This is a genomic window from Nocardia sp. bgisy134 (genome assembly GCF_965341865.1).
In the GTDB taxonomy this organism is placed as follows: domain Bacteria; phylum Actinomycetota; class Actinomycetes; order Mycobacteriales; family Mycobacteriaceae; genus Nocardia.
Map to the genome: position 1 here is coordinate 1 of NZ_CBDQZP010000008.1, position 26,659 is coordinate 26,659.

24 protein-coding genes and 1 riboswitch are annotated in these 26,659 nt (G+C 69.4%); of the genes, 13 read left to right on the plus strand and 11 right to left on the minus strand.

Annotated features, from left to right (window positions below):
• Positions 1–496: 496 nt before the first annotated feature.
• From ACRWNM_RS15615 to ACRWNM_RS15625, 3 genes are all read left to right on the plus strand, one after another.
• The gene (locus tag ACRWNM_RS15615; protein ID WP_431968014.1) at positions 497–946 is read left to right on the plus strand and encodes a hypothetical protein; all 450 of its coding nucleotides are present in this window, start codon (positions 497–499) and stop codon (positions 944–946) included.
• Positions 947–981: 35 nt separating this feature from the next.
• Positions 982–1,096, plus strand: a riboswitch (SAM riboswitch).
• Between the two features lie 15 nt (positions 1,097–1,111).
• A complete protein-coding gene (locus ACRWNM_RS15620; RefSeq protein WP_431968016.1) occupies positions 1,112–1,528 on the plus strand; it encodes a rhodanese-like domain-containing protein in 417 nt (138 codons plus the stop codon).
• Positions 1,525–2,739 (plus strand): O-succinylhomoserine sulfhydrylase, encoded by a 1,215-nt coding sequence (locus ACRWNM_RS15625; RefSeq protein ID WP_431968018.1) that lies wholly within the window; start codon positions 1,525–1,527, stop codon positions 2,737–2,739. Before ACRWNM_RS15620 ends, ACRWNM_RS15625 begins: the two co-directional genes overlap by 4 nt.
• Positions 2,740–2,763: 24 nt before the next feature.
• Here ACRWNM_RS15625 and ACRWNM_RS15630 read toward each other — a convergent pair whose 3' ends face one another.
• Positions 2,764–3,738 carry a hypothetical protein gene (locus ACRWNM_RS15630; RefSeq protein ID WP_431968020.1) on the minus strand — a complete coding sequence of 325 codons (975 nt, stop codon included), beginning with the start codon at positions 3,736–3,738 and terminating at the stop codon, positions 2,764–2,766.
• Between the two features lie 170 nt (positions 3,739–3,908).
• Positions 3,909–4,391: a DUF456 domain-containing protein gene (locus ACRWNM_RS15635; RefSeq protein WP_431968022.1), complete on the minus strand. Its 483-nt coding sequence runs from the start codon at positions 4,389–4,391 to the stop codon at positions 3,909–3,911.
• Positions 4,392–4,549: 158 nt separating this feature from the next.
• Between ACRWNM_RS15635 and ACRWNM_RS15640 the strand changes: the two genes are divergently transcribed.
• Complete coding sequence (locus ACRWNM_RS15640; RefSeq protein WP_431968024.1) at positions 4,550–5,650, plus strand: CaiB/BaiF CoA transferase family protein; 1,101 nt, start codon at positions 4,550–4,552, stop codon at positions 5,648–5,650.
• A gap of 70 nt (positions 5,651–5,720) precedes the next feature.
• On the opposite strand, the gene ACRWNM_RS15645 is transcribed toward ACRWNM_RS15640, so the two are convergent.
• Entirely contained in the window at positions 5,721–7,217 is a 1,497-nt protein-coding gene (locus ACRWNM_RS15645) for a PLP-dependent aminotransferase family protein (protein WP_431968026.1), read from the minus strand.
• A gap of 62 nt (positions 7,218–7,279) precedes the next feature.
• On the opposite strand from ACRWNM_RS15645, the gene ACRWNM_RS15650 reads away from it, so the two are divergent.
• The 4 genes from ACRWNM_RS15650 to ACRWNM_RS15665 all read left to right on the plus strand — a co-directional run bounded on the left by ACRWNM_RS15650 (position 7,280) and on the right by ACRWNM_RS15665 (position 10,044).
• Positions 7,280–7,585, plus strand: a complete 306-nt coding sequence (locus ACRWNM_RS15650; RefSeq protein WP_431968028.1) for a hypothetical protein — start codon at positions 7,280–7,282, stop codon at positions 7,583–7,585.
• A 48-nt stretch (positions 7,586–7,633) separates the two neighbouring features.
• Entirely contained in the window at positions 7,634–8,191 is a 558-nt protein-coding gene (locus ACRWNM_RS15655) for a methylated-DNA--[protein]-cysteine S-methyltransferase (protein WP_431968030.1), read from the plus strand.
• A 189-nt stretch (positions 8,192–8,380) separates the two neighbouring features.
• Entirely contained in the window at positions 8,381–9,205 is an 825-nt protein-coding gene (locus ACRWNM_RS15660; RefSeq protein ID WP_431968032.1) for an alpha/beta fold hydrolase, read from the plus strand.
• Between the two features lie 197 nt (positions 9,206–9,402).
• The gene (locus ACRWNM_RS15665) at positions 9,403–10,044 is read left to right on the plus strand and encodes a DUF998 domain-containing protein (protein ID WP_431968034.1); all 642 of its coding nucleotides are present in this window, start codon (positions 9,403–9,405) and stop codon (positions 10,042–10,044) included.
• A gap of 61 nt (positions 10,045–10,105) precedes the next feature.
• Here ACRWNM_RS15665 and ACRWNM_RS15670 read toward each other — a convergent pair whose 3' ends face one another.
• The 3 genes from ACRWNM_RS15670 to ACRWNM_RS15680 all read right to left on the minus strand — a co-directional run bounded on the left by ACRWNM_RS15670 (position 10,106) and on the right by ACRWNM_RS15680 (position 14,528).
• A complete protein-coding gene (locus tag ACRWNM_RS15670; RefSeq protein WP_431968036.1) occupies positions 10,106–10,381 on the minus strand; it encodes a hypothetical protein in 276 nt (91 codons plus the stop codon).
• Between the two features lie 165 nt (positions 10,382–10,546).
• Positions 10,547–13,147, minus strand: a complete 2,601-nt coding sequence (locus tag ACRWNM_RS15675; RefSeq protein ID WP_431968038.1) for a LuxR C-terminal-related transcriptional regulator — start codon at positions 13,145–13,147, stop codon at positions 10,547–10,549.
• Between the two features lie 91 nt (positions 13,148–13,238).
• The gene (locus ACRWNM_RS15680; RefSeq protein WP_431968040.1) at positions 13,239–14,528 is read right to left on the minus strand and encodes an adenylosuccinate synthase; all 1,290 of its coding nucleotides are present in this window, start codon (positions 14,526–14,528) and stop codon (positions 13,239–13,241) included.
• Positions 14,529–14,800: 272 nt separating this feature from the next.
• Here ACRWNM_RS15680 and ACRWNM_RS15685 point away from each other — a divergent pair, with 272 nt between their 5' ends.
• Together ACRWNM_RS15685 and ACRWNM_RS15690 are read left to right on the plus strand one after the other, a co-directional pair.
• Positions 14,801–15,460 carry a hypothetical protein gene (locus tag ACRWNM_RS15685; protein ID WP_431968042.1) on the plus strand — a complete coding sequence of 220 codons (660 nt, stop codon included), beginning with the start codon at positions 14,801–14,803 and terminating at the stop codon, positions 15,458–15,460.
• Positions 15,457–16,242, plus strand: coding sequence for a site-2 protease family protein (locus tag ACRWNM_RS15690; protein WP_431968044.1), 786 nt, complete (start codon positions 15,457–15,459; stop codon positions 16,240–16,242). The genes ACRWNM_RS15685 and ACRWNM_RS15690 overlap by 4 nt, the downstream gene beginning before the upstream one ends.
• Before the next feature lie 290 nt (positions 16,243–16,532).
• Here the strand turns inward: ACRWNM_RS15690 and ACRWNM_RS15695 are convergent, their stop codons facing one another.
• Together ACRWNM_RS15695 and ACRWNM_RS15700 are read right to left on the minus strand one after the other, a co-directional pair.
• Positions 16,533–17,681, minus strand: coding sequence for an FUSC family protein (locus ACRWNM_RS15695; protein WP_431968046.1), 1,149 nt, complete (start codon positions 17,679–17,681; stop codon positions 16,533–16,535).
• Between the two features lie 7 nt (positions 17,682–17,688).
• On the minus strand, positions 17,689–18,138 hold the full coding sequence (locus ACRWNM_RS15700) for a DUF3151 domain-containing protein (protein WP_431968048.1): 450 nt from the start codon (positions 18,136–18,138) through the stop codon (positions 17,689–17,691).
• 166 nt (positions 18,139–18,304) lie between these two features.
• On the opposite strand from ACRWNM_RS15700, the gene ACRWNM_RS15705 reads away from it, so the two are divergent.
• The gene (locus ACRWNM_RS15705; RefSeq protein WP_431968050.1) at positions 18,305–21,340 is read left to right on the plus strand and encodes a hypothetical protein; all 3,036 of its coding nucleotides are present in this window, start codon (positions 18,305–18,307) and stop codon (positions 21,338–21,340) included.
• A 98-nt stretch (positions 21,341–21,438) separates the two neighbouring features.
• A complete protein-coding gene (locus ACRWNM_RS15710) occupies positions 21,439–22,476 on the plus strand; it encodes a fused (3R)-hydroxyacyl-ACP dehydratase subunits HadA/HadB (RefSeq protein WP_431968052.1) in 1,038 nt (345 codons plus the stop codon).
• A gap of 3 nt (positions 22,477–22,479) precedes the next feature.
• Here the strand turns inward: ACRWNM_RS15710 and ACRWNM_RS15715 are convergent, their stop codons facing one another.
• Positions 22,480–23,955 carry a DUF4185 domain-containing protein gene (locus ACRWNM_RS15715; RefSeq protein WP_431968543.1) on the minus strand — a complete coding sequence of 492 codons (1,476 nt, stop codon included), beginning with the start codon at positions 23,953–23,955 and terminating at the stop codon, positions 22,480–22,482.
• A gap of 160 nt (positions 23,956–24,115) precedes the next feature.
• Here ACRWNM_RS15715 and ACRWNM_RS15720 point away from each other — a divergent pair, with 160 nt between their 5' ends.
• Complete coding sequence (locus tag ACRWNM_RS15720) at positions 24,116–24,436, plus strand: excalibur calcium-binding domain-containing protein (RefSeq protein WP_431968054.1); 321 nt, start codon at positions 24,116–24,118, stop codon at positions 24,434–24,436.
• Positions 24,437–24,448: 12 nt separating this feature from the next.
• On the opposite strand, the gene ACRWNM_RS15725 is transcribed toward ACRWNM_RS15720, so the two are convergent.
• Both ACRWNM_RS15725 and fbaA read right to left on the minus strand, forming a co-directional pair.
• Positions 24,449–25,567 (minus strand): BTAD domain-containing putative transcriptional regulator, encoded by a 1,119-nt coding sequence (locus ACRWNM_RS15725; protein ID WP_431968056.1) that lies wholly within the window; start codon positions 25,565–25,567, stop codon positions 24,449–24,451.
• A gap of 27 nt (positions 25,568–25,594) precedes the next feature.
• The gene (fbaA, locus tag ACRWNM_RS15730) at positions 25,595–26,629 is read right to left on the minus strand and encodes a class II fructose-bisphosphate aldolase (protein ID WP_431968058.1); all 1,035 of its coding nucleotides are present in this window, start codon (positions 26,627–26,629) and stop codon (positions 25,595–25,597) included.
• Positions 26,630–26,659: the final 30 nt, after the last annotated feature.

Here is a 26,659-nt window from a genome sequence, read left to right on the forward strand (position 1 = left end):
ATCGGCATCGGACTTCATCAACGCGTCGGCGGCGTAGATCCCGGCCGGTCCGGCGCCCACGATCGCAATGCGGAGCGGACGGGTCGCCGCGGTGTGAGCTTCAGGCCTCTGTTCGGTCATCTCTTACGCGCACCCTTATGGTCGAAACGTTCAATGGCGTCCGTCTTAGCTTAGGCTAAGTTGACGGACCGCTTGTTTGCACCCTGCGCCACGAGCGCTGGTGATGCTGGCTCGTGGCTCCACGGTCCCCAGGTCGCATACGACGGTGCACTGCCATATGGCTACGGCAGCAGATCTCAATCTCGCGATTCTATCGGTGCTACCCATGATCACCCGCGCCGGTGCGGTGAACCAGCCGGCCGCCCACCTGCGCGGGCGTCGCACCGGTTCGCTCTCTTCTCCACCATAGCGGCGTCGAGGGGGCCGCTACGAGGGCCGCGTGGCCCACGGCGGGGCCGGGCGTCGGATACCCGCGCCGACCAGGGATGATCGATCCATGACCGAGCAGCAGTCCCCCGACGAAGACGAACCGATCGTCGTCGATCAGACCGACAAGCGTTCCCTCGCGCCGTTCCTGGCCGCGGCCGTGCTCGCCGTCATCGTGTTGGTGGCCATCGGGCTCGGCGGCGTGCTCTCGCCCGCTGAGAAAAATGTCACAGAGGCCGAGAAGATCGCGGGCGCGGTCGGCAACTTCGTCGAGGGCGCCAACAACACCGATATGGTGCCGCCACCTGGTACCGGCTGCGCCGAATTCGACCCCGCCAAGTCGCCGTTGGCCGGGCAGGAAGGTGTCGGCAAGACAATCGAACTCATCGCCGTCACCGATCAGACCCTCAACGGCGATCGGGCCAAGGCCACGGTGACCACGAGGGTCGACGGCAAGGAGTACACCGCGACCTGGAACCTCACCAGGACCGACGGCAAATGGCTGGTCTGCAATGTTTGACACGGTGACCTCGGTGCAGGCAATCTCAGTCCCTAGGTCATGAGAACCAGCGCCAAGCCCCGGCTGGCTGGTCGGCAACCCTCCTCCGCGGTGGGGTGCTCCGGGTGACGACCTGGCCGCGCACCGAACCTGGTGCGGCAAGTGCGGATTCACAGGAGGTTCCAGATGAGTTATGCCGGTGACATCACCCCGCAGCAGGCGTGGGAAGTGTTGCGCGACAACCCCGCCGCCGTCCTGGTGGACGTGCGCACCGAAGCGGAGTGGCGCTTCGTCGGAGTGCCCGACACCAGTTCGATCGAGCGGCCCACCGTGCTGATCGAGTGGGTGGACGGCACCGGCACGCGCAATCCGCAGTTCACCGAGCAGCTGAGCAAGGCGCTGGAGAGCCGCGAGCCGGAGGCGCCCGTCGTCTTCTTGTGTCGCTCCGGCCAGCGTTCTGCGCACGCGGCCACCATCGCCACCCAGCTCGGCATCGGGCCGTCCTACAACGTGATCGAGGGCTTCGAGGGCTCGCTCGACGCGTCCGGACATCGCGGCGCGACCGGCTGGCGCGCCACCGGCCTGCCCTGGCGGCAGTCGTGATCACCGGCGGCGCGTTCGACAAGCCGCTGCCCGAGGGCGTCGGCCCCGCCACCCTCGGCGTGCGCGGCGGCCTGCGCCGCTCCGGCTTCGAGGAGACCTCCGAGGCGCTGTACCTCACCTCCGGCTTCGTCTACGAGAGCGCGGAAGCGGCCGAGGCCGCGTTCACCGGCGAGGTGGAGCACTTCGTCTACTCCCGCTACGGCAACCCGACCGTTGCCATGTTCGAGGAGCGGATCCGCCTGATCGACGGCGCCGAGGCGGCGTTCGCGACGGCCAGCGGCATGTCGGCGGTGTTCACCGCGCTCGGCGCGCTGCTGAAGGCAGGCGATCGGCTCGTCGCCGCGCGCAGCCTGTTCGGTTCCTGCTTCGTGGTGTGCAACGAGATCCTGCCGCGCTGGGGCGTGGAGACGGTGTTCGTCGACGGTGAAGACCTCGACCAGTGGGAGCAGGCGCTGTCGGTGCCGACCACCGCGGTGTTCTTCGAGACGCCTGCCAACCCCATGCAGACCCTCGTCGACGTGCGCCGGGTCACCGAGCTCGCGCATGCCGCAGGCGCGAAAGTGGTGCTGGACAACGTCTTCGCCACGCCGCTGCTGCAGAAGGGCTTCGAGCTCGGCGCCGACGTCGTCGTGTACTCGGGCACCAAGCACATCGACGGCCAGGGCCGTGTCCTCGGCGGCGCCATCCTCGGCTCCCAGGAGTACATCGACGGCCCGGTGAAGACGCTCATGCGCCACACCGGCCCCGCGCTCAGCCCGTTCAACGCGTGGACCCTGCTCAAGGGTCTGGAGACGATGCCGCTGCGGGTGCGTCACAGCACCGAGTCCGCGCTGCGGATCGCGCGTTTCCTGGAGGGCAACAAGTCGGTCAGCTGGGTGAAATACCCATTCCTGGAATCGCATCCGCAGTACGACCTGGCGCGCGGCCAGATGTCCGGCGGCGGCACGGTGGTCACGTTCGAGTTGAACGCACCCTCCGACGAGGGCAAGAAGCGCGCCTTCGAGGTGCTGAACCGGTTGCGCGTCATCGACATCTCCAACAACCTCGGCGACGCCAAGACCCTCATCACCCACCCGGCCACCACCACCCACCGCGCCATGGGCCCGGAGGGCCGCGCAGGCATCGGCCTCTCCGACGGCGTGGTTCGCATCTCCGTCGGCCTCGAGGACGTCGAAGACCTCCTCGCCGACCTCGACCACGCGCTGAGCTAGGCCCTCGCAGCGGCTTCACACGCTTCACAGGGGTTGTTGCGCCTGCGAAGCGTGTGGAAGGTCTGCGGGGTACCAGCTTCCGATACGGGAAGCGGTACGGAGGTCGGCGGCGCGCGTCAGGCGGGTCAGCCAGGGAGCGTTGGGGGCTTCGAGTTCGGCCCAGGTCCAGCGGACTACGAGCCAACCGAGGGCGCGCAGCGCGTCTTCGCGGGCTTTCTCGGCGATCACCACGTCTTCGGCGGTGCGCGGGCCTCGGTGTGCCGCGCGGTATTTCATGAGGCCGTCGAACTCGCCGACGACGCCGAGTCCGGGAAACAAGAAGTCGACTCGGGCGATACACGTACCCTCCGGTGTGGTGATTCGCGCCTGCAACTCCGGGTTCGGCAGGCCGGCCGCTCGTATGGCGACTCGGCTTCGTGACTCGCCCACGCTTTCGGAGCGGCCGTCCATGGAAGCGATCGCGCGACGGGCGGCGGAATTGCCCGGTCGCCCCTTCGAGCGGCCGAGCTGTTCGAGCAGATCGGCAGGGGTGACCGCACCGAGCCGTAATGCACTGTCGCCGACCACTACTGCCCGCTCGAAGGGGATCGTGCGAGCAAGGTCGACCACTGTTCGCGCCGCACTGGTCATCGTGAGACCGCCGCACCGCACGACCTCGTCGGCCTCGATTCGGGCGGCATGCAGAACGACCTGCCGTGATGTTCGAGCACCCGCCGAGCGGTCGCGGGTCAGGTGCACCCGGTGCGTCGGCACATCCCAATGCGAAAGCCCATGGGCCATCGCGGCCGAGATATGACTGACCACGGCCTTCGGACTGGAAACCTGACATACAGCACGGGCCAGCGCCAAATGCTTCTCCTCGGCCGACAACTCAGCCATCCGCCCGGCATTCAGATATGCGCCGCGCCGCACGCGCCGCCACTCGAGGCCGTGCAACTCCCGATCGGTGAACCCCTCGGCGATCGCCCGCCCCCGCTGTACCGGCACCGGTATGTCCATACCTCGGATCGTCCCGCACACCTACGACCCGAACACCCATCTCCGCCCCCACCTGTGCACAACCCGCCAATTGTGTACAACCCCTCCCAAATCGGGTCCTCGCAGAGACTTCACACACCTCGCAGCGGTTGCTGCTGCTGCGAGGTGTGTGGGCGAGCTGCGAGGACGGATCAGGTGAGGGTGATGCCGAGAATCCAGGTGGCGGTGGCCAGGAGGGCGCCGAGGAGTTCGATGAGCATGGAGAGGCCTACGCCCTTGAGGGCGTGTTTGGTTGCGTGCCAGGCGGGTTGGTTTTGGCCGAGGCGTTGGAGTTCGGAGAGGTAGACGCCGAGGACGAAGCCGACGAAGAGGCCGACGACCGGGATGACGAAGAAGCCGACGACGCCGAGCACCGCACCGAGGAACAGGGCGCGGTTGGAGACGCCGGCGTCCTTCATCTTGCGGCCCGGCCAGGTGTATTTGACGATCCCGGAGAGCACAAGGAAGACCGTGCTGATCGCGAAGACGGTCCACGCGGTGGCGCCACCGGTCATGATCGCCCAGGCCAGGATCGCGCCGAAGACCAGGATCACCCCGGGGAGGATCGGCACGATGATGCCGAGCAGGCCGACCAGGATCAGGAGGCCGATGACGACCTCGCCCCACACGCTCATGCTGGGATTCTCACCTACCGGGCCGCCCGGTGCACGACGGAGGGTTCCGATAGAAAGTGGCGGCGTTATTGTCATACTGTCAATACATCCGCGGGCGCTGCCCGGGGGACCGCACCGCCGGGCGGTGCGCAGGGATCAACGACGAACCGAGGTAGGGCGTGACCACACCATCCACCGCCACCAAGCAGGGCCCGCTCGCGGGCATCAAAGTTGTCGAGCTGGCCGGTATCGGCCCCGGTCCGCACGCCGCGCTGTTGCTGGCCGATCTCGGCGCCGACGTGGTGCGGGTGCAGCGGCCGAATCTGCTGCCCGGGTTCATGGAGCGTCCGCAGTGGCGCGGCCGGACCATCGTCGAGGCGAACCTGAAGGATCCGGCCGACATCGAGAAGGTGCTCGGGCTGATCGAGAAGGCCGACGTGCTCATCGAAGGCTTCCGTCCCGGCGTCACCGAGCGCATGGGCCTCGGCCCCGACGAGGCGCTGGCGCGCAATCCGCGACTGGTCTACGGACGGATGACCGGCTGGGGCCAGGACGGCCCGCTGGCCGACCGCGCGGGCCACGACATCAACTACATCTCGCTGACCGGCGTGCTGAACGCGATCGGCCGCAAGGGCGAGCGACCGGTGCCGCCGCTGAACATGGTCGGCGACTTCGGCGGCGGCTCGATGTTCCTGGTGTTCGGCATCCTCGCCGCACTGGTGGAACGGCAGAGCTCGGGCAAAGGCCAGGTGATCGATGCCGCGATGATCGATGGCGCGCTTGCCCTTTCGCACATGATCTGGGGCATGCGCGGAGTCGGCCTGTGGTCCGACGAGCGCGGCACCAACCTGCTCGACACCGGTATGGCCTTCTACGACACCTACGAGACCTCCGACGGCAAGTACATGGCCGTCGGCGCGATCGAGCCGCAGTTCTACGCCGAACTGCTGAAGGGTCTGGAGATCGACCCCGAGGGCCTCCCGATGCAGATCGACCCGAACGGCCAGGACCAGCTGAAGAAGCTGTTCGCGGAGAAGTTCAAGACCAAGACCCGCGACGAGTGGGCCGCGGTCTTCGACGGCACCGACGCCTGCACCACCCCGGTGCTGACGCTGACCGAGGCCACCGAGAACGCGCACATCGCCGCACGCAACGGTCTGGTCGACATCGACGGCGTGGTGCAGCACGCGCCCGCGCCGCGCTTCTCGCGCACCCCGGCCGCCATCCCGACCCCGCCGCCGACCGAGGCGACGCCGATCGAATCCGTTTGGGCGGACTGATATTTCCGCCGCGAACGCCCCGTGGCCGAACGGTCACGGGGCGTTCGCTTTCGGGTGCGGCCCGCGAAACTCAGTAGCAGGTGAGCGGATTCAGCGGATCGGCAGCGCGAGGGGTGAGCGCCCCGTAAGCGGAGGCGACGGCTTTCACCGCCAGCCGCAGATCGGCCTCCTGATGCGTGAACGGCAGCCGGAGGAACCGCTCGAAAGCTCCCTGAACGCCGAATCGCGGTCCGGCGGCGAGCAATACGCCGTGATTGGGCGCGGTGGCTGCGAGCGCGGTGGACACCGGGGCGGGCAGCTGAGCCCAGACCGACATCCCGCCCACTCCCGAGCTGATCCGCCAATCCGGCAGCTCTTCGGCCAGCGCTTCGCGCAAAGCGGCTCGCTGGCTGCGCAATTGATCGCGGCGGCGGTCGAGAATGGTGTCGGCGTGCTCCAGCAGGTGCACCGTGGCGAGCTGATCCATCACCGGGGTGCCGAGGTCGACAGTGGAACGAATGCCGAGCAGCTTGGTGATGAGTGTCTGGTTGGTGCGAATCCAGCCGACTCGCAGACCACCCCAGAACGACTTGGACGCCGAACCGATCGTGATGATCTCGGCGCCCTTGGCGAACGCGGCGACCGGCGGCGGCAGGGTGTCCACGTCCAGCCCGAGGTCCACCATCGACTCGTCGACGACGACCGTCATGCGGGTCTCGCGCGCGATGGCGGTCAGTTCCGCGCGACCTTCGGCGTCGAGCAGCATGCCGGTCGGGTTGTTGAAGTCCGGGACGAGGTAGGCCAAGGTGGCCGCGGTTTGCCTTGCGGCGCTGCGGATTCCGTCCAGATCCCAGCCCGAGTGCGGGCTCTCCGGCAGCAGCGGCACCGGGACGGGACGCGCACCGACATCGCGGATGGCCTCGATGGCGTTCGGATAGGTGGGGTGCTCGATCAAGACACGAGCGGCCGGTGCGGTGAGCACGTTGAGCAGCAGGCGCAGGCCGTGCTGGGCGCCGAGCGTGATGAGGATCTGCTCGGGCTCGGTGGGCAGTCCGCGCTCGGTGTAGCGGCGGGCCACCGCCTCGCGCAGCGCGAGCACGCCGACCGGATCCATGCCGTGGGTGCCGAGATAGGCCGGAAGTCCTTGCAGCGCGTCGGAATACGCGTCCTGCATCTCGCGCGGCGCGGCCATCGCGGCGTAGGTCATGTCGATGGTGGTCAGCTCGGGCTGCGCCATCAGCGCCAGGATGCTGCGCGCCGGTTTGGTGCCGTCGTGCGGCACCGCAGGGGGCAACGCCACGGTGCTGCGCGAGCCCTGGCGGCTGATCAGGTAGCCGTGCTCGCGCAGCAGCGCGTAGGTGGACGTGATGGTCGTCCGGCTGACGCCGAGCGTGCCCGCCAGGTCGCGTTCGCTGGGCAGGGCGACGCCGAGCGGCGCGCGGCCGTCGTGGATGAGCAGCCGAATGCCCTCCGCGAGGGCCAGGTACGCGGGACGAGCCGCGCGCCGCGCCGGGTCGTCGTCACCGGCGCTGCGCCAGCTGCCCAAATCGCGCGCCAGGCTGGCCGCGCCGATCACTCGTGTCGCCATAAGGTCCAGTATTGAGGGATTGGATATTTATTGGCAAGGCCAGTTGGCGGAACGTGTCCAGTATGACCGCCCTGCTCACCTTCCTCGTCGCCGCCGCGTTCTGCTACGCGATCTACCACTACGCGCCGAATCGCACCAAGGACCTGTTCGAGCTCGAGCGGTTCCGCCCGCTCGGCTCGCTCCTCGACGCCCGCCCCTCGCACTACGATGACCTGCGGCAATACTCGGATCTCGTGGCCATGCGCGGCCGTGACCACGAGCCGGAGCCGGAGTTTTCGCCGTTGCGGCCTTCGCTGGCCGCTGTGCTGCGGCGAAGCCATGACGCGAGCCGGAGCGCGGTTAAGGCCAGTTCTGAAAAACTGGCCTGATATCCGGCAACAACGGGTTTTGTCGGTGCCGGGGTGCACACTGACGGTATGAGTGAGTCCGCTCGCCCGGCCGTCGCGGCGCTGTTCGACACCGAGATCGGGGTGTGCGCGATCGCTTGGAGCGGTGACGCCGTGTTCCGGTTCCAGCTGCCCGAGGCGGACCGGGAGGCCACTCGCGCCCGCATCACCCGGCGGCGTGCGGGCGCCGAGGTGCCCGAAGACGCACCGACCCCCGTGATCGCCGAGGCCATCGCGGGCATCCGCGCCCACCTCGCGGGCGAGCTGGACGACCTGCGCTGGATCCCCCTGGACACCAGCGCGATCCCGGAATTCCACCGCGCCGTCTACGCGGTGACCCGCGCCATCGACCCCGGCCACACCCTCAGCTACGGCCAGGTCGCGAACCGCGTCGGCGCGCCGGGCGGCGCGCAGGCGGTGGGTCAAGCGTTGGGGCGCAACCCGATTCCGCTCATCATCCCGTGCCATCGGGTGCTCGCCGCAGACAACGCGCTGCACGGGTTCTCCGCGCCGGGCGGCATCTCCACCAAGGCACGACTGCTGGAGATCGAGCGGACGCCGGGGTTCGGGGAGCCGACGTTGTTCTGACGCTCGGAGGGTCCCGGCGGATACCGAAACCAGCGTTGATGCGTGGTCTTCGCACCGGGCGGCTTGCGCCGTTCTCGCCGACGACGGACTCCGGCGGCGTCGTACCCGCCCACGGCGGATAGCGTTGCTCATTGCGAATGATTCGGCGAGTTCGCGCCGTCCGACGACCGACCGAAAAGGAGCGCAGGCATGGAGACAGTCACTTCCGCGGACGGGACGACGATCGCGTTCGACCGCGTCGGCGACGGCACGGCAGGCACGGTGATCCTGATCGGCGGGGCGTTCGGGTATCGGACGTTCCCGAAGATGGTGCAGCTGTCCGAGGCGCTGGCCGAGGGGTACGGACTGACCGTGATCAACTACGACCGCCGGGGTCGCGGCGACAGCGGGGACACTCCCGGCGTGTACGACGTGGACAACGAGATCGACGACATCGCCGCGCTGGTGCGGGCGGCGGGCGGGTCGGCGGCGTTGTTCGGCTGGTCGTCGGGGGCGGTGCTGGCGCTGCGCGCGGCGAGCTCGGGACGGGTGCCCGGCATCACGAAGGTGGTGGCGTTCGAACCGCCGATCGTGGTGGATCGCTCCGAGCGCGTTCCGCCCGCCGACCTGGACGTCCGGCTGCACGAATTGATCGCGGACGACAAACGCGGCAAGACGGTGCGGTACTACATGACCAAGGCGATGGGCGTGCCGTGGACGATGGTGACGGCCATGCGGATGACGCCGTTCTGGAAGAGCCTGAAGGCGGTGGCGCCGTCGACCGCGCACGACTGGGCCGTCGTGCGCCAGTACATGCGCGGTGAGCGGCTGCGCGCGGCCGACTGGTCGGGCGTCACCGTGCCGACGTTGGTCGTCGCGGGCGCCGACAGCGCCGCGCTGCTGAAGAACGCGGCCAAGGCCGTCGCCGCGGCACTGCCCGACGCGAAGCACCGCGAGCTGGCCAAACTCGGCCACGACCCGAGGATCGACATCCTCGCCCCCGCGGCGGGGGAATTCCTCACCACAGCCCAGTGATGAAGTACCGCAGCGCAGCGACGAAGTACCCCAGCGCAGCGACGAAGTACCCCAGCGCAGCGATGAAGTACCCACGCAGCGATGAATTCGCATCCGCAGCGATGAAGACCTAGCGGAGCGATTAGTTCGCGGGCGGGGCGCCGTCTACACCCGTGACGGCCCGAAGCGGCCGATGACAACCCCGCCGAGGAGTACTCATGAAGACCGAAAAGCTTTTGGCCGCAGGCATTCTCGCCACCCCGATGTTCTTCGTCGTCGCGCTGGCCCAGGCGTTCACCAAGGACGGATTCGACCTGCGCGAGCACATGATCAGCCAGCTGGCGATCGGCTCGCTCGGCGGAATCCAGATCGCGAACTTCCTGGCGACGGGCGCGCTGTTCGCGCTGATGGCGGTCGGGCTGCGCCGCCGCCTCACCACCGGGATCGGAAGGGTGTGGGTGCCGCGCCTGGCCGGGGTGTTCGCCGCCGGGATGATCGGCGCGGGGGTCTTCGTCTGCGACCCGTACCAGGGTTACCCGGTGGGCGCCACCGAGGTGATGACCTGGCACGGCACGCTGCACGGGGTGTGCGCGGCCGTCGCCGGACTGTCGCTGGTCGCGGCCATCGTGATCCTGGCGCGGCGGTTCCGCAGCGAGCGGCGCACTGGGGCGGCCGTACTCGGCATCGTGATCGCGGTGGTCTACATCGTGCTTCCGGTGTCGATTCCGGCGCTCACCAGCATCACCTTCGCGATCGCCTCGTTCCTGGCCTGGGGTTGGGTCGCGGTGTTCGCGGCCGGGTTGCGCACCGAGCGGGTCGCGAACCCTGTCGTCCCGTCCCGTGGGTTGCAGCCCGCCTGAGTGCCGATGGACGAAGCCCCGGGCCCCTGATTTTCGAATCAGGGGCCCGGGGCTTTCCCGTTCACTGTTCCGGCGGATGCTGCCGGTAGAACTCGCACGCCTCGCCGGTGAGATAGCCGTCCATGCAGGCGAAATACGTCTGGATGCAGCTGTTGGTCGTACAACCGAGCTCGAGCAGTCGCTCGTGGATGCGCCGGTTGCGCTCCTGCTGGGGGTTGAGCGCGGGCGCGGTGCTCACCACGGCTGACGAGGGCACGGGCGTCCCCGACTGGGTGCACCCGGACAGCGCCGTGAGCGCGACCGCCGCCACACCCATCGCCACTGTCCACCGCACCATGCTCGACAACCCTTCTCGATCGCTTAGAGGTGACCGTACCCCGTCGGCCCCGGTCATTCGATCCGGTAGCCAGTAGGTGGCCAGAGATCCGACGCACGCCCGAACGCTCCGCGCTGTGGATGCCGCAGCTCGACGAACGCGGCTGCCCACGACCAGCTCGAAGCGCTATGCGGACGATTCCCCACGCATCAACGCCCCCAGCGACTCGCGGTCGGTGACGTCCATCTTGATGCACGCCCGATACAGATGCCCCTCGACGGTGCGGACGGAGACGGTGAGCCGGTCGGCGATCTGCCGGTTGGACAGACCGGCCGCGACCAGATTCGCGATCTCGCGTTCGCGGGCGGTGAGCGGCAGCGGTTGAGCGGCCTTGCGCAGGGCGGGGGTGGCGGCGCCGCCGCAGGCCGCGGCGAGTCGGTTTGCGGCCGCGGCGGATTCGAGGAGGCGGCGGCGGTCGCCCGCCCGCTCGTGCGCCGACGCGGCCTGCGCGGCGGAGTCGGCGGCCGAGAGCACCGCGCCGATGGACTCGAATTCTGTTGCGGCGGCGTCGAGTCCGGGGCCGTCGTGGGCGGCCAGCGCGACCGCGTGTTTGGCCTGAACCTGGACGAGCCGACCGTCCACCCGAGCCGCGAGGTCCGCGAGCCTGCCCGCCACCGAGTGGTCACCGAAGCGCGCTGCGGTGTGCAGCGCCATCGCCTCGATCGCGTGCTGGTGCGAACGCGCTGCCGCGTCGGCCGCGCCGATCGCCAGCCGGACGGCGGGGGTGACGGTGCCCTCGGCGCCCGCCACGCAAGCCTTGGCGATCTCCAGCTGCGGTTCGTAGACGGCGCTGTGCCTGCCGCCGCGCCGTACCGCCTCGGCCACCGATTCGGCGGCGTCGTGCGCCCGGCCCAATGCCGAATACGCTTCCGCCAGACGGATTCTCGCCGGGAACAACCACGCCGCCGCACCCTCGGTGGTCAGCGCGGCCAGTGCCTGCTCCAGATGTTCGATACCGTCGATGAAACGTCCCTGCGCCACATCGACGGTGCCCTGCAAGATCTTGGACATGCCCCACGCCAGATACTGACCGGGCGCGGTGTAACCGAAATACGGTGTGGCGCAACGCCTCGCGGCCTCGAACTCGCCGCTGTAGATCAGCGCCAGCACCTCGGCGTGGGTGGACATGAACCGGTTGAGCCCGTCGATCTCGAGCTCCACCTCGTGCCCGCGGGCGGCATACTGCCTGGCCGCCTCGGCCTTGCCCATCAGCGCCAAGGCCAGCCCGCCGCCGAAGGACGCCCACCAGACCGCCCAGTGCGGAGCGCCTTTGGTGGTCATCACCGACTCGGCCTCGGAGAACGCGTCCTCGATGCGGTTCTCGTTCACCGCGCACGCCGAGGCCAGCCCGGCGAACGTGGCGATGATCTTCGGATGCCGCACCCGCTCCCTGACCTGGGCGAGCACCTCGTCGGCGCGATCGGCATCGCCCATGGCCCATAACAGGTTCGACACCCGGGTGCTGCCCCAGCGGGCCAGCTGCACCTCGTTGAGGTTGTCGGCGTCGAAGCTGGCCAGCGTGCGTTCGGCCTCGATCCGATGCCCCTGCCACAGCAGCGCCCTGGCCAGCAGGTCGGCCGACTCGACACCGCCGCGCCGCTCCACCGCCGCCCTGGCGAACCGTTCGCCGAGCGGCAGGTTGGCCAACCCGATGGCGTCGGCGGCGGCCGCCTCGAAGAGCTCCAGATCGGCGGATTTGTCGCTGTCCAAGGCCAATTCGGCCAATCGGATGCGGTCGGCGGCCGAATTGATGCGGCGCTCCTTGAGCGAGGAGTACAGCCTGCCGCGCAGCCGCCGCGCCGACGCGATGCCGAGCCTGCGCCGGATCACCTCGCCGAACAGCGGATGGTTGTAGCGCACGATGAGCTGGTGAGCGTTCTCCACAACCCGGATCACACCGCGGGTTTCGGCGGCCTCCACCGCGTCCTCGCCCGCCAGCTCGGCGAGCACGTCGAGGTCGATCGGTTCGCAGAAGGTGAGCAGCTCGAGCACCCGAAGCACCTGCTCGGGCAACTGCTCGACCCGATCCTCGAGCAGCGCAGCCAATTCCGAGGTCACCGCGGCGCGGCCGCGCAGCTGCCAGACGCCGTTGACCTGGCGCAGGGTGCCCGCCTCCAGCGCGCCCTCCACCAAATGCCGCAGAAACAGTGCGTTTCCGCCGGAGGACTCCCACATCAGATTGGCGGTGAAGCCCTCGAGCTGACCGCCGAGCATCGACTCCACCAGGTCGACGCTCTGCGACTGCGTGAACGGGTTGAGGTCGACGCGCAGCAGGTGCCCATCCTTCCACAGCGAGGTCACCGCGTCGGGGACCTGCACCCCGCTACGCACGGTGGCGACGATATGGGCGGCTTTGTCGATGGCCAACTGCAGCAGCAAGGTTGCGGACAGTTGGTCCAGAAGATGCGCGTCATCGACGCCGATGATGGTGTGCCCGTCGGCGAGCAGGGCCTCCCGCGCCGCGGACATGAACGTGACCGGGTCGTGTGCGGTGTAGACGCCGACCATGTGCGCGAATACGCCCAGCGGAATACTGCGGGCCGACTCCGTGCCCGCTACCCACCGAATATTCCCGCCGACCGCCGCGGTCGCCTGTCTGGCCAGCGTCGTTTTGCCCACCCCGGCGTCACCGGTCAGGACCGCACCCACATACGCCGATCCGGTGAGCGCGGACCGAATCGCCTCGAACTCGGTCTCGCGCTCGATCATCGGCCAGTTCCGAGCCATGATCTAACTGTAGTTCTTCGCCGTTCATGATCGAAGGGAACTGCGAACGGCAACCGCTCTCAGCGCGTCGTGAGCGGAAAAACGCTGTGGTTCAGCCGAGGACGTCGTGTCGAACGATCGTTTGGTCGCGGCCGGGCCCGACGCCGATGCAGGAGATCCGCGCACCCGAGAGCTCCTCGAGCCGCCGCACGTACGCCTGCGCGTTGACGGGCAGGTCCTCGAAGGTTTTCGCGCCGGAAATATCCTCCCACCAGCCGGGCATTTCCTCGTAAATCGGCTTGGCGTGGTGGAACTCGGTCTGTGTGGTCGGCATCTGCTCGACGCGCTGACCGTCGATCTCGTACGCGACGCAGATCGGCACCCGGTCCAGGCTGGACAGCACGTCCAGCTTGGTGAGGAAGTAGTCGGTGATGCCGTTGACGCGCGTGGCGTAGCGGGCGATCACCGCGTCGAACCAGCCGCACCGGCGCGCACGGCCGGTGGTGACGCCGACCTCGCCGCCCTGCTTGGCGAGGAATTCGCCGTGCTGATCGAACAGTTCGGTCGGGAAAGGACCCGAGCCGACGCGGGTCGTGTAGCACTTCAGGATGCCGAGCACCGTGTTGATCTTGTTCGGTCCGATGCCGGAACCGACGGCCGCGCCGCCCGAGGTCGGGTTGGACGAGGTGACATACGGGTAAGTGCCGTGGTCGACGTCGAGCAGGGTGCCCTGAGAACCCTCGAGTAGCACGGTTTCTCCGCGCTCGAGCGCCTCGTTGAGCTGCAGCCTGGTGTCGGCGATGCGGTGCTTGAAGCTGTCCGCCATGGAGAGCACTTCGTCCACCACCTGCTGCGGGTCGAGCGCGCGGCGGTTGTAGATCTTCACCAGCACCTGGTTCTTGAACTCCAGGGCGGCCTCGACCTTCTGGGTGAGGATCTTCTCGTCGAGCACGTCCGCGACGCGCACGCCGACGCGGGCCACCTTGTCCTGGTAGCACGGGCCGATGCCGCGGCCGGTGGTGCCGATCTTCTTGTTGCCGAGGAAACGCTCGGTGACCTTATCGATGGCCACGTGGTACGGCATGATCAGGTGCGCGTCGGCCGAGAGCAGCAGGCCCGAGGTGTCGACGCCGCGATCCTCCAGCCCGGCCAGCTCGGCGAGCAGCACGGCGGGGTCGACCACGACACCGTTGCCGATGACATTGCGCACACCCGGAGTGAGGATGCCGGACGGGATGAGGTGTAGCGCGAACTTGTCGCCGTTGGGCAACACCACCGTGTGACCGGCGTTGTTGCCGCCCTGGTATCGGACCACCCATTGCAGCCTGCCGCCGAGCAGATCGGTTGCTTTGCCCTTACCCTCGTCGCCCCACTGGGCGCCGATGAGGACGATTGCCGGCATGGTCGTGTCTCCTACGGTTCGACGCGCAACACACTTGTGCTGCAGCTACCTGCCGTACTGAGGCGGTGGCCGGAAGCACAGTTTACCGAATGGCCTAGGGCACCCCGGTGGGAAGGCACCCTACGCCGGTCACAATGCCGACTCGGCCCGGGCACAACGGGTTGAACACGGCTATGGTTGCTGCGGGCGGACCGGGGCAGCGTGCCCGCCTGGATAGGTGCGAGGGAGCCGGCGGGGTGTGCCGGCAGGATCCAAGGAGGGTGTACGGCAGTTTGAGTACCCATGTTCTCCGCTGTGATGGCGCGCCCGTCCCGATCGCCCTCGCCGCACTGCCGACAACTCAGACGGCCGCAATCCCCGACACCGCGGTGATCGACGAGCTCCTCCCGGTGCTCGCCGCCGACAGCCTGCCGCGCCTGATCGTGCTCGGCGAAGACGCGGCGCTGGCCGCGGTGCTGACCCACCTGATGCGCACCGAGCGGCTGCACGTCGAGATCGGTTACGTGCCGATCGACAAGACCTACGGCTCGCGCGTCTACCAGACCGGCACCGGCAACGCCGCCGCCAAGCGGGCGATCGAGGGCAAGGCGACCGAGACTCCGCTGGTCCGCGACGACACCGGCAAGGTGCTGATCGGCCGGGCGACCATCACCGGCCCCGGGGGCGCGAAGCTGGAAGGCGAGGCCTACGTGGACGACACCCAGCTGTTCTCCGGCAAGGTCGCCGCGATGCACGTCTCCCCGACCCTGGACCTGCCCGGTGTCCGGGCGACCGTGCGGAAGGGTCTGCGCAAGCGCCGCTGGGTCGCGGGCCGGGCCGCGCAACTCGGGACGCCGGGTGCGGTGGTCACTCGTGACGGCATTCTCACCGAGCGCCCGGTGCCGCGCTCGACCTTCTACCGGCACAACGAATCCTGGCTGTTGGTGCGATGAATTACTCCTTCCCGCAACGCCGAACGGGTCTCGGCGCGGTTCGCCCGAGCCCGGTGTTCCTGCTCGTCGTCGCGATCACCATCGTGGGCGGCGTGCTGGCCTGGGCGTCGGACTACGGCTCGACGCGGGCCGACGTCGGCGTGTTCGTGCTCGTGGTGGCGGGCTGGATCGTGACGCTGTGCCTGCACGAGTTCGCGCACGCGTACATGGCTTGGCGCGCAGGCGATCACGAGGTGGAGCTGCGCGGATACCTCACGCTGAATCCGTTGAAGTACTCGCACCCGCTGCTGTCGATCGTGCTGCCAGTGGTTTTCATCGCGCTCGGCGGATTCGGTCTGCCCGGCGGCGCGGTGTACGTGCACACGCACAGCGTCAGCGCACGGATGCAGCGGCTGATCAGCGGCGCGGGCCCCGCGGTCAACGCGGCCTTCGCGGTGGCGCTGCTCATCGTGGTCGAGGTGTTCGGCAGCCAGACCTCGCACGCCGCATTCTGGTACGGGCTGGCGTTTCTCGCCTTCCTCCAGGTGACCGCGGCGGTGCTGAACCTGCTGCCGATTCCCGGTCTCGACGGATACGGGATTCTCGAGCCGTCGCTGAGTTATCAGACCAGGCGCTCGCTGGATCAGCTCAAGCCACTCGGCATGCTGCTGCTGTTCGCGCTCATTCTGACGCCCGCGGTCAACGAACCGTTCTTCGACGCGATCTACACCATCTGCGAGGTGTTCGGCGTCGAGTCGTCGTGGATCGCCAGAGGCGCAGGCGCCGTGCGTTTCTGGTTGTGAGAATCGGCCGCCCGGCCCTCGCCGGGGCCGGGCGACCTTGCTCCGCACGACGTCGCCGCGCCGCTACCCGCCCGGCCACCACAACCGCTATGGCCGGTGCGTCGCCGCATCGTCGTGCGAAGTGTTCGACCGCAACACCCCTCGTTGTCGCGGTCACGAAACGAGATTAGGGAGCGGGGCGCGGCCGGGCGCGAGTAGTGGACTACCCGAAGATCGGCTCGGCGGTGCCGCAGCAGCCGCCGAATACGTCGCGGGCGGTGCGATTGTCCGAAAACCGCTGAGTAGCTGAGTCAATCCTCCGGGCGCACATAGGGATTCGGGACCGTCGGCGGCAACAGCGCGATCGCCGAGATCCGTTTCATGCCACACACCTGCATCAGGTCGACCACGATCGAACGCACCTGCGCGAACACCACGTGCGCCGAAAGTCCGGCTCCCGCCACGAGTTCCGGCCGCGCGCCCTTGGCGACCGTGCGCAGCACCCTGGCCGCCTCCGCTTGATCGGGCTGCTCACCGGGGTCGGCCAGCATCATCTTGCGCACCACCTCGACGGCCTGGGCGAGCCGCTCCACCTCGTCGACCAGGCGCGGGTCGAGGATTTCGTCGTCGCGCACCAGGCTGAGCGAACGACGCAGCAGCACCCTGGTATTGCGGACGGCGTTGTCGAGCGGGTCGGCGGTGGCGTGAATGCGCTCCAAGCGGGGCCGAGAGTTCCAGTACAGCGGGGAGATTCGGCTGATCTCGCGTCCGCCCTCCAGGCTGGAGCGCAGCGAATCGATCTGCGACTGCGTCGCGCGCGCGGCCGAGAGGCCTACGCGGATCTTCTCCGGATCCTGCTCGAGCAGACCGTCGGCGCACTGGGTCAGCGATTTACCCATCACCGCAAGGATTTCCGCCGCGTGCTCGCGGGCGCGGCGCACCGGATGCAGCGGAATCGCCGCGACGATCACGACCCCGACCAGCCCGCCGATCAGCGCGTCGATCATGCGGTCGAAGCTGCCGCCCGCCGAAGGCGGCATCAGTGTGGCGACCAGCACCGCCGAACCGGCCGCCTGCATGGTGATGATGGACCCGCCGTCGAGGAACACGGCCAACGCCATGGCCACCGCGACCACCAGCGCGATCTGCCAGACGCCGGTGCCCGCGCTGGAGATGAACAGGTCGCCGATGCCGATGCCCACCGCGACGCCGACCACCAGCTCGATGGCGCGCTTGAGCCGAGCGCCGAACGAGATGCCGATGGAGACGACCGCGGCGGTCGGCGCGAAGAACGGCACCGGATGGCCGACGATCTGGTGCGCGATGAACCAGGCCAGCGCCGCGCCCAGCGCGCACTGCACGATCGGGAGAGCCGACAGCCGCAGGCGCGCCCACGCGCCGCGCAGTCGCTCGGCGCCGCCTGCCGTGGCGACGCCGAAACGCGAATCCGGGTCGATCAACTACGACTCAGTCGAGGCCGAGCTCTGCCGCGGCGCGCGGGTCGCAGTCCTCCAGCAGGTCCAGGCAGCGCGCGTATTCCTCGGTCTCACCGATCGCCTTGGCCGCCCTCGCCAGCGCGCCGACGCTGCGCAGGAAGCCTTGGTTGGGTTCGTGGCTCCACGGCACCGGGCCGAAACCCTTCCAGCCGTTCCGGCGGAGCAGATCGAGGCCGCGGTGGTATCCGGTGCGGGCGAAGGCGTAGGCGGCGACGATGTCGTGGTTCACCACGGCGTCCGCCTCCCCCGCGCCGCCGCGCTCGAGAGCGGCCTCGGCGAGGTAGGCCCAGGCGATCGACGCCGCCGGGTGCGCGGCCGCGACCTGCACCGGATCGGCGTTGTCGAGCAGCGCGTCCTCCGCCTCGGGGTTTTCGGGTAGCAGTACCGGTTGCGGGCCGAGCAGATCACCGAACGAGGTCATGCGGTTCATTGTGCACTCCGGCAGGGCGGGCGCGCCCGCGGGCCGTGGCGAGGGCGGTGCCTCGGTGTTTGCTGCGGCCGGGCGCGGGTTATTGACGGACCTCGCCCGGCCGTTCCTATTAGGCTGGCCGTCGACTTGCACAGATCTTAGGAGCGAGGGGTAGTAGGTGTCCGACCCGAACGACGAGAAGAACCCGGCGCGCGACGCCGGTTCCGCCGATCAGGCGGGGGCGCGGGACCCGCGCGACCAGCGTCCCGTCGTGCCGGAGAACCCGCAGGCCACCACCCCCACGCAGCCCATGCCCGCCGCGGGTTCGGGCCAGTCGCGGATCATCTCCGGCGGAGGGTTCGGCGCAGCCTGGGACCAGGACGAGAGCCCCACCGATTCCGCTGCCCCGAGCGCGTCGGCCGACCGCCCCGGCGCATCGCAGGCCGGTCAGCAGGGAACCTCCGCCGCCGCAACCGCCGACCGCCCCGGCGCTGATGCCGCGCAGTCCGGCGCACCCGACGCGGCGACCACGGAAATCCCACGCGGCGGCTCGCCCGCAACCGAATGGGATCGACCGACCGTCGCGGGAACCGCAGCAACTGGAGCCGGGACCACGACCGCCCAGGCGCGGCCCGCCACCGCTGGTGGTGCCCAGTCCGGAGAGCCGAATGCCGCCCCGCAGCAGGGCGACTTCGAAGGCAGACCGGACACGACGCCACGACAGCGTGATGCCGCAACGACCCCCGCCGCAACCACAGACCGCCCCGGCGCTGACCCCGCGCACCCCGGGCGACCCGACGCGGCGACCACAGAAGTCCCACGTGGCGGCTCCACCACATCCGAATGGGAGCGACCGGGACCCGCAGCACCTGCCGGCACAGGAGCGGGGAGCGCCGTAGACACGACCGCCGCCCGGCAGGGCGCACCCGGTTCCACGGCCGCCGCTCAGCAGGGCGCACCCGGTTCCACGGCCGCCGCTCAGCAGGGCGCACCCGGTTCCACGGCCGCCGCTCAGCAAGGCGGGCCCAGTTCCACGCGCGCCGCTCAGCAAGGCGCACCCGGTTCCACGGCCGCCGCTCAGCAAGGCGCACCCGGTTCCACGGCTGCGGCGCAGCAAGGCGCGGCCGGAGCCAACGCTGCTCAGGCCGGCACCCCTGCCGCCACTCAGCCCAGCGCGGCCACGACAGCAGACTCCAGCGCCGCCGCAACCGGTTCCGACGCCGCTGGATCGGGCGCTCCCGGAGCCGACGCTGCCGCCGGACAACAGGGCACGGACGCTTCGCAGGCGACCTCCAGCGGCCACGGCACCACCCCGACGCAGGGCGCTGCTGCCACACAATCCGGCGATGCCGATCGACGAGGTGCAGGCGCTCAGCAGAGCGCTCCTGCCGCACAGCAGGGCGCATCCGCACCCCGAGCCGGTGGCGTTCAGCAGGGTGGACCCGCCGCACCGCAGAACCCGGGCGCGGCCGACGTGGGTCGCCCGGCGGCAGCCGCAGCAGGGGGCGCAGCTGCCGGACAGCAGGGCGCTGCCGCGCCGCAGGCGACGTCCGGAGGTCAGGGCGCGGCCTCGACGCACGACGCTGCCGCCGCACAACCCGACGCTGCCGCCGAACAGCGAGGTTCAGCCGGTCAGCAGAGCGGACCCGCCACGCAGCAGAGCACACCCGCCGGACAAGCCGGTGGCGTTCAGCAGAGCGGACCCGCTGCGCAGCAGGGCGCACCCGTCGCCCAAGCCGGTGGCGGTCAGCAGAGCGGACCCGCCGCACCGCAGCGTCCGAACTCGGGAGGCGCGGGTCGCCCCGCCGCGGCCGCAGCAGCTGCGGCCGCCGCGCAGCAGGGCGCGGGTTCGCGACCGCAAGGTTCTGCCGCGCAACAGGGCGGACCCGCCGGACAGGGCGCGGCCGTCGACAACCAGGCTGCCGCGCAGCAGGGCACCGCTCCCGCTCGGCAAGGCGGCCCCGCCGAACAGGGCTCCACCCCCGCGCAGGGCGCTCCCGCCCAGCCCGCCGCCGAAGCCGAAACCACCGAGATTCCGCAGAACCGGCCGGGTGCCGGAGCCGGTGCGGACGAGCAGGGTCCCGCACCGTCGAGTGCCGACTACGAGACCGTGGTCATGCGGCGGGTCGATCTGGTCGGCCAGGACGACGAGGAGGACGAGCCCGGTCCGGCAGGCGCGGAGGCCGCGACCGTGGTGATGCGGCGTGAGCCGCAGGACGCGCGGGCCGATATCGCCGGGGCCGACGCCGCGACGATGGCGATGCGGCGTGAGCCGCAGGATGCACAGGACGATATCGCCGGGGCGGACGCCGCGACGATGGCGATGCCGATCGTCCGGCCCCTCGGTGACGACGACGCGAAGACGATGGCGCTGCCGATTCAGCGTCCGGCGGGCACCGACAAGGTGCAGGGGCAGCGGCCGCTGTCGAAGCCGCCGACCACCCCGCGTCCCGCGCCGGGTCCGAAGCAAGCCGGTCCGCAGGGTCCGGCGGGTCCGCACCAGGCCGGTCCGCAGGGTCCGCCGCCGAGCTCGCCCGACGAGGTCGAGGACACCCGGCCTTCGCCGCCGCGCCCGGCGCCCCAGCAGCGCCAGGTCGCGTCCGCGCCCTCGCCCGCCGACCTCAACGCGACCCGTCCGGCGCAGTCGGTGATGGACGGGGCGGGTCAGCGTCCGCCCCAGCAGCACCCACAGCCGCAGCAACCACGCCCGATGGCCCAGCCGCAGCGCGTCCCCCCGGCTCCGCCGACCCAAACCCCGGCCGCGGAACCGGCGCCGGCGGGTCGCTCGAAGCGCTGGCTGCTCGTGGCGGGCGCCGCGGCCGCGGTGCTGGTGCTCGTTCTCGTCGGGTTGTTCGCGTTTGCGGGCAGTGAAACCGAGGAGGACAAGGTCCGCACCGCGATCGGCGACTACACCAGCGCGCTGCGCGACGGCGACCTCCCCACGCTGCGCGACAGCACCTGCGGGCCGCTGCACGACTTCTACCAGAACATCCCCGACGACCAGTTCGCGGGCGTGCACCGACTCTCCGAGGAACGCAAGAACATCCCGGTGGTGGACAGCATCGACGCGATCCGCATCACCGACGGCACGGCCATCGCTCAGGCCACCGTCTACACCGATGCCGATCCGAGTAAACGTTCGGCGCGCACCTTCGATTTGGAGCGCACCGACAACGGCTGGAAGGTGTGTGATCCGCCCGCGGGAACTCCATAGGCGTCAAGCCGGGTGAGCGGTGCCAGTGATCACACTTACCTGGTCAACGGACCGGTACGGCCAGTAGCATGGCCCGGATCATGCGCAGGGAGCAGACGATGGCGGAGCCGGGAGCCGTGGATACGGCGTCGCTGGCAGGACGACGATTCCAGGTTCGGGACCACTACCAGGTCGGCCGGGAGAAGGTGCGCGAGTTCGCGCGAGCGGTGCAGAACCATCACGACGCGCACTACGCCGAGCCGGGCGCACGCAGGCTCGGCTACGACAGCGTCGTCGCGCCGCCCACCTTCGCCTCGGTGATCGGCATGGCGGGCACCAATGCCCTGCTGGACACGGTGCTCACCGACTACGACCTGACCCAGATCCTGCAAACCGATCAGGTCTTCGAGATGCACCGGCCGATCCTGGCCGGTGACTCCATCCGCACCCAGATGCTGATCGAGTCGATCCGGCAGTTCGGCGACAACGACTTCATCACCGTGAAGTTCGAGCTCGCCAACCAGCACGACGAGATCCTGCAGGTCGGCTCGACCACGATCGTGGCCCGCCGCGGCGCCGAGGTGGACCCGAACCTGATCGAGGCGGTCGACAAGATCTTCATGCACTCGCGTCCGGAGCCGGAGCCCGGTGATCCGTTCCAGCACGACACGCTCGTCCCGATCGAGTCCGACACGGACGAACAGACGCGCATCCCCCCGCCGCGGGCCGTGCACACGGGCCCGAACTTCGACGAGCTGACCGTCGGCGGCCAGCTGCCCCCCGGGACCGCCTCGCTGACCCGAGGCGACCTGGCCAACTACGCGGGTGTCGCGGGCGATCCCAATCCGATTCACTTCAGCGAGCGCGCCGCCGAGCTGGTCGGGCTCCCGACCGTCGTCGCGCACGGCATGCTGACCATGGGCCTGGCCGCCGAGTACCTGACCGCCTGGCTCGGCGATCCCACGGCCTTCGAGAAGTTCAGCGTCCGCTTCTCCGGTTTCGTTCCGGTGCGCGCCGACGCGGCGAGCACGATCGAGTTCACCGGCAAGATCAAGTCGCTCGACCCCGAGCGGCGGGCGGGCACCATCGTGCTCGGCGGCACCGCCGAAGGCCGCAAGCTTTTCGGCCGCGCCGTCGCCGAGGTGCGCTTCTCCTGATCGTCACTCCTCGATGGCGGCGTGCATCAGGTAGACGTTGTAGTCGCTCCAGGTCGAGATCTTGAAGTACAGATCCGAGCCCGTCGACCACGGGTGGATGAAACCTCCGTACAGCTCGGGGTAGTCGAGCACGGTGACTGTCGGCGTGCCCGCGGACCACACGCCCTGCGGCGAATCCGCTTCGCGCACAACGATGGCGGCGCGCGCGGTGTCGAGATAACTCATCTGCCATACACCGCGCGCCGCGTCGTAGCGGACCGAGAGTTCGCCTGCGGGCGCGTCGACGATCGGTGTCGCGCCGCCCGATCCGCCCACGGGCGTCCACTCGCCGTCTCGCCAGTACTGATAGGCGGTGGTGTTGAGGATCTGGTCCTTCGCGACCCTCGCCAGGCCGACACTGCCGAGCCGAGTATTGGGCGTGCCGAACACGTAGACGTGATCGCCGTGCGGAACCATCGCGCTCACTTGGAAATTCGCGAGCCCGAAGATGTTGTCCCAGCGCGCGTGCGGGTCCTTGGTCCAGGTCTGGCCGTGATCGTCGGAGTAGGCGATGCCGCCGTAGTTGGTGAAGAACGTGCCAGGCACGCTGTGCCAGGTGCGCATCGACATGTAGCTCAGGTACTGCCGATCGCCGAGCGCGAAACCGGAGGTCGGGATGGTGGTGATCTCGACGTTGTCGAGCTTGCGGCTGGACAACACCTCGGCGGCGTGGCACCGGCCGTCGGTGACCATCCGGTCGTAGGTCATCCCGTCGGACAACTCGCGGTCGGTGCTGAAGGCGAGCACGTTGCTGCGCCAGTCGCCGCCCATGCCGCCGGGCGGATGGAACCCGCGGCCGACGGTGTCGCCGAACGCGACCGCGATCTCGCCCGGCGCGCTCTCCCACATGATGCCGAGGTCGGTGCCGTCCACCTGCCAGCGCTTGTCGGTGCGGTTCACCGAGTTGGCGCCGGTCTGTTTGGCCACCTCGCGCACCGCGGTGATGCGCGGCGCCGGGCGCTCGGGCGACTGCGCCGCGGGTTCGACGGGCGGGACGACGCGCGGCGGAGGCGGCGGCACCGGACCTGGATCCGGGCCGGGGCCGGGCACGCCGAAGTGGAAAGGCTTGGGGCTCAACAGGATCTCGGGGATGCCGAGCCGACTTGCCAGGCCGGGCGGAGGCGGCGGGCCGTCGGTGAGATCGGGGCACGGGTTCACGCACGGGTCCTCGGGCAGCGCGACGTCGGTGCGCACCGGCACGGGGTCGGGCTGCTGGGGCGGCAGCACGGTGATCACCGGATACGGGATCGGCACCTCGAGGGTCTTGGGAACGAGCGGTTCGTGAACGGGCCGAGGGTCACTCACGCACGGGCCGCTGCCCGGCACACCCGCCGCGACGCCCGGCGGTGGTGCCGCCTGCGCGAGCGGTCGATCGCCGTACACCAACGCGCCGGCCCCGAACACCACGGCGCCGACCGCGGCCATCAGCCGCATGGCCATATGCAACCCCTCGACGTTTGACGGACTCACGGTCGGGTCGACCCTACCGGCCATCACCCGCAGACCAGGAGATACTTTTCGAAATCCCCTGGACAGCCGAGAGTGTCGGCCGGTCGCCGAGGCTGTTGACGGACTCCGTCCTGAGGCGCACGTTGGATGCGTGAGCACTTCAGTGATACGCCGCTGCGCCGTCGCGGCCTTCGGCGTTATGAGCGTGATGGGCGTCGCCGCACCCGCTGTCGCCGAGTCGCCGCCGTTTTCGGTGGTGTCGGGCCCGCGGGATGCCGATCCCGGACCGACGTACCGACCGGGACCCAAGGGCAACAACGTGCCGCCGCCGGAGGAGAACGACGAGCGTCCGCGCCGGTACTACACCGACTGCGATCAGGTGCGCGCAGAAGGGGCCTGGCCGCTGTACCGAGGCCAGCCCGGCTACGCGTCGTACCTGGACACCGACGGGGACGGCATCGCCTGCAACTGAGGCGTACCCGCCCTACTGCACCGCCTGGAAGACCAGGACGGTCGCCCCGATCCGGATGACGTCGCCGTCGGCGAGCAGCGCACCGCTCTCGATCGGCTCCTCGTTGATGTACACGCCATTGGCGGAATGCAGGTCCTTGATGAGGAGTCCGGCCCGGCTCGGCATGATGTGCGCGTGGTAGCGGCTGGCCTTCGGGTCGTCGAGCACCAGGTCGTTGTCGGTCATCCGGCCGATCCGCATGCCGCCCAACGCGATCGGCTGCACCCGCCCGTCCGGCATGCGCAGCTGACCGCTGCGCACCGAGCGCGGCAGCTCGGTGACGGTCTCGGTCATGGCGGCGGCCAAACGCTCGGTGCGCTTGAACTCCACGGTGTTCAACGGCTCCTGGCGCAGCACCCGCTGCTCCAACTCGACCAGCGCGGGGCCGGGGTCGATACCGAGTTCGTCGGCGAGCACGGTGCGCACCCTGCGGCACGCGTCGAGCGCGTCGGCCTGACGGCCGGAGAGGTAGAGCGCGGTGATCAGCTGACCCCACAGCGGTTCACGCAACGGATGCTCGTTGGTGATCGAGACCAGCTCGCTGATCACCGAAGACGTACGCCCGCAGGCGATCTCGGCGTCGATGCGGGCCGAGACAGCGAGCAGCCGCTCCTCGTCCATCGCGGTGGCGAAGCCGTCGGCGAATTGCAGACCGGCGAGGTCGGACATCGCCCGGCCGCTCCACTCGCGCAGGGCGTTGCCGAACAACTGTGCCGCGCCCGCGTGATCGCCGACGCCCGCGGCTTTGGCCGCGGCATCTCTGGTGGCCTCGAAACGGCCGAGGTCGCAGGCCTCCTCGGGGATCTCCAGGCGGTAGCCCGAGGACTCGGTGCGCAACACCTGCGCCGGATCCACACCCGAATTCCGCAGCGCCTTACGGATGTTCGAGACGAACACCTGCAAGCTGGCGGCGTAGGAATCCGGCGGATCCTCGTTCCACACCATGTCGGCAAGTGCGGCCGATGCCACCGCGCGCCGCCGATTGACGGCCAACGCGGCAAGCAACGCTCGCGGCTTGGGCCCGCCGACCGCCACCGGCTCACCACCGACGAGCAGCCGAACGGGCCCGAGCACACGCACATCAAGACTCATGAGCTCGGGCCCCCGGAGAGACAGGGGTCAGGCGCTGATCGACCGCCCCGCAGACTTCAGATCATTGCACGCCTCGAGGACGCGCGCCGCCATCGAGGTCTCGGCCTTCTTCAGGTAGCTGCGCGGGTCGTAGGTCTTCTTGTTGCCGACCTCGCCGTCGATCTTGAGCACACCGTCGTAGTTGGCGAACATGTGCGCGGCGACCGGACGGGTGAAGGCGTACTGGGTGTCGGTGTCGACGTTCATCTTCACCACGCCGAAACGCAGCGAGTCCTCGATCTCCGACTTCAGCGAGCCCGAGCCGCCGTGGAAGACGAAGTCGAACGGCTGCGCGTCCGAGCCGAGGCCGAGCTTGGCGGCCGCGACGCGCTGGCCCTCGGCCAGCACCTCGGGCTTGAGCACCACGTTGCCCGGCTTGTACACGCCGTGCACGTTGCCGAAGGTGGCGGCGAGCAGGTACTTGCCGTTCTCGCCGGCGCCGAGGGCGTCGATGGTCTTCTCGAAGTCCTCGGGCGAGGTGTAGAGCTTCTCGTTGATCTCGGCCTCGACGCCGTCCTCTTCACCGCCGACGACGCCGATCTCGACCTCGAGGATGATGTTCGCGGCGGCGGTCGCCTTGAGCAGCTCCTTGGCGATCTCCAGGTTCTCGTCGATCGGGATCGCCGAGCCGTCCCACATGTGCGACTGGAACAGCGGAAGGCCGCCCGCGTTCACCCGCTCCTGGGAGATGGCGATCAGCGGACGGACGAAGCTGTCCAGCTTGTCCTTGGGGCAGTGGTCGGTGTGCAGCGCGATTGTCACGTCGTACTTCGCGGCGACCACGTGCGCGAACTCCGCCAGCGCGACCGCACCGGTGACCATGTCCTTCACGCCGAGGCCGGAGCCGAACTCCGAACCACCGGTGGAGAACTGGATGATGCCGTCGCTGCCCGCGTCGGCGAAGCCCTTGATGGCCGCGTTGATCGTCTCCGACGAGGTGCAGTTGATGGCCGGGAAGGCAAAGGAGTTCGCTTTGGCCCGACCGAGCATCTCGGCGTAGACCTCCGGAGTCGCGATGGGCACTGTGAAGACCTCCGTGTCGTGCGGCAAAAG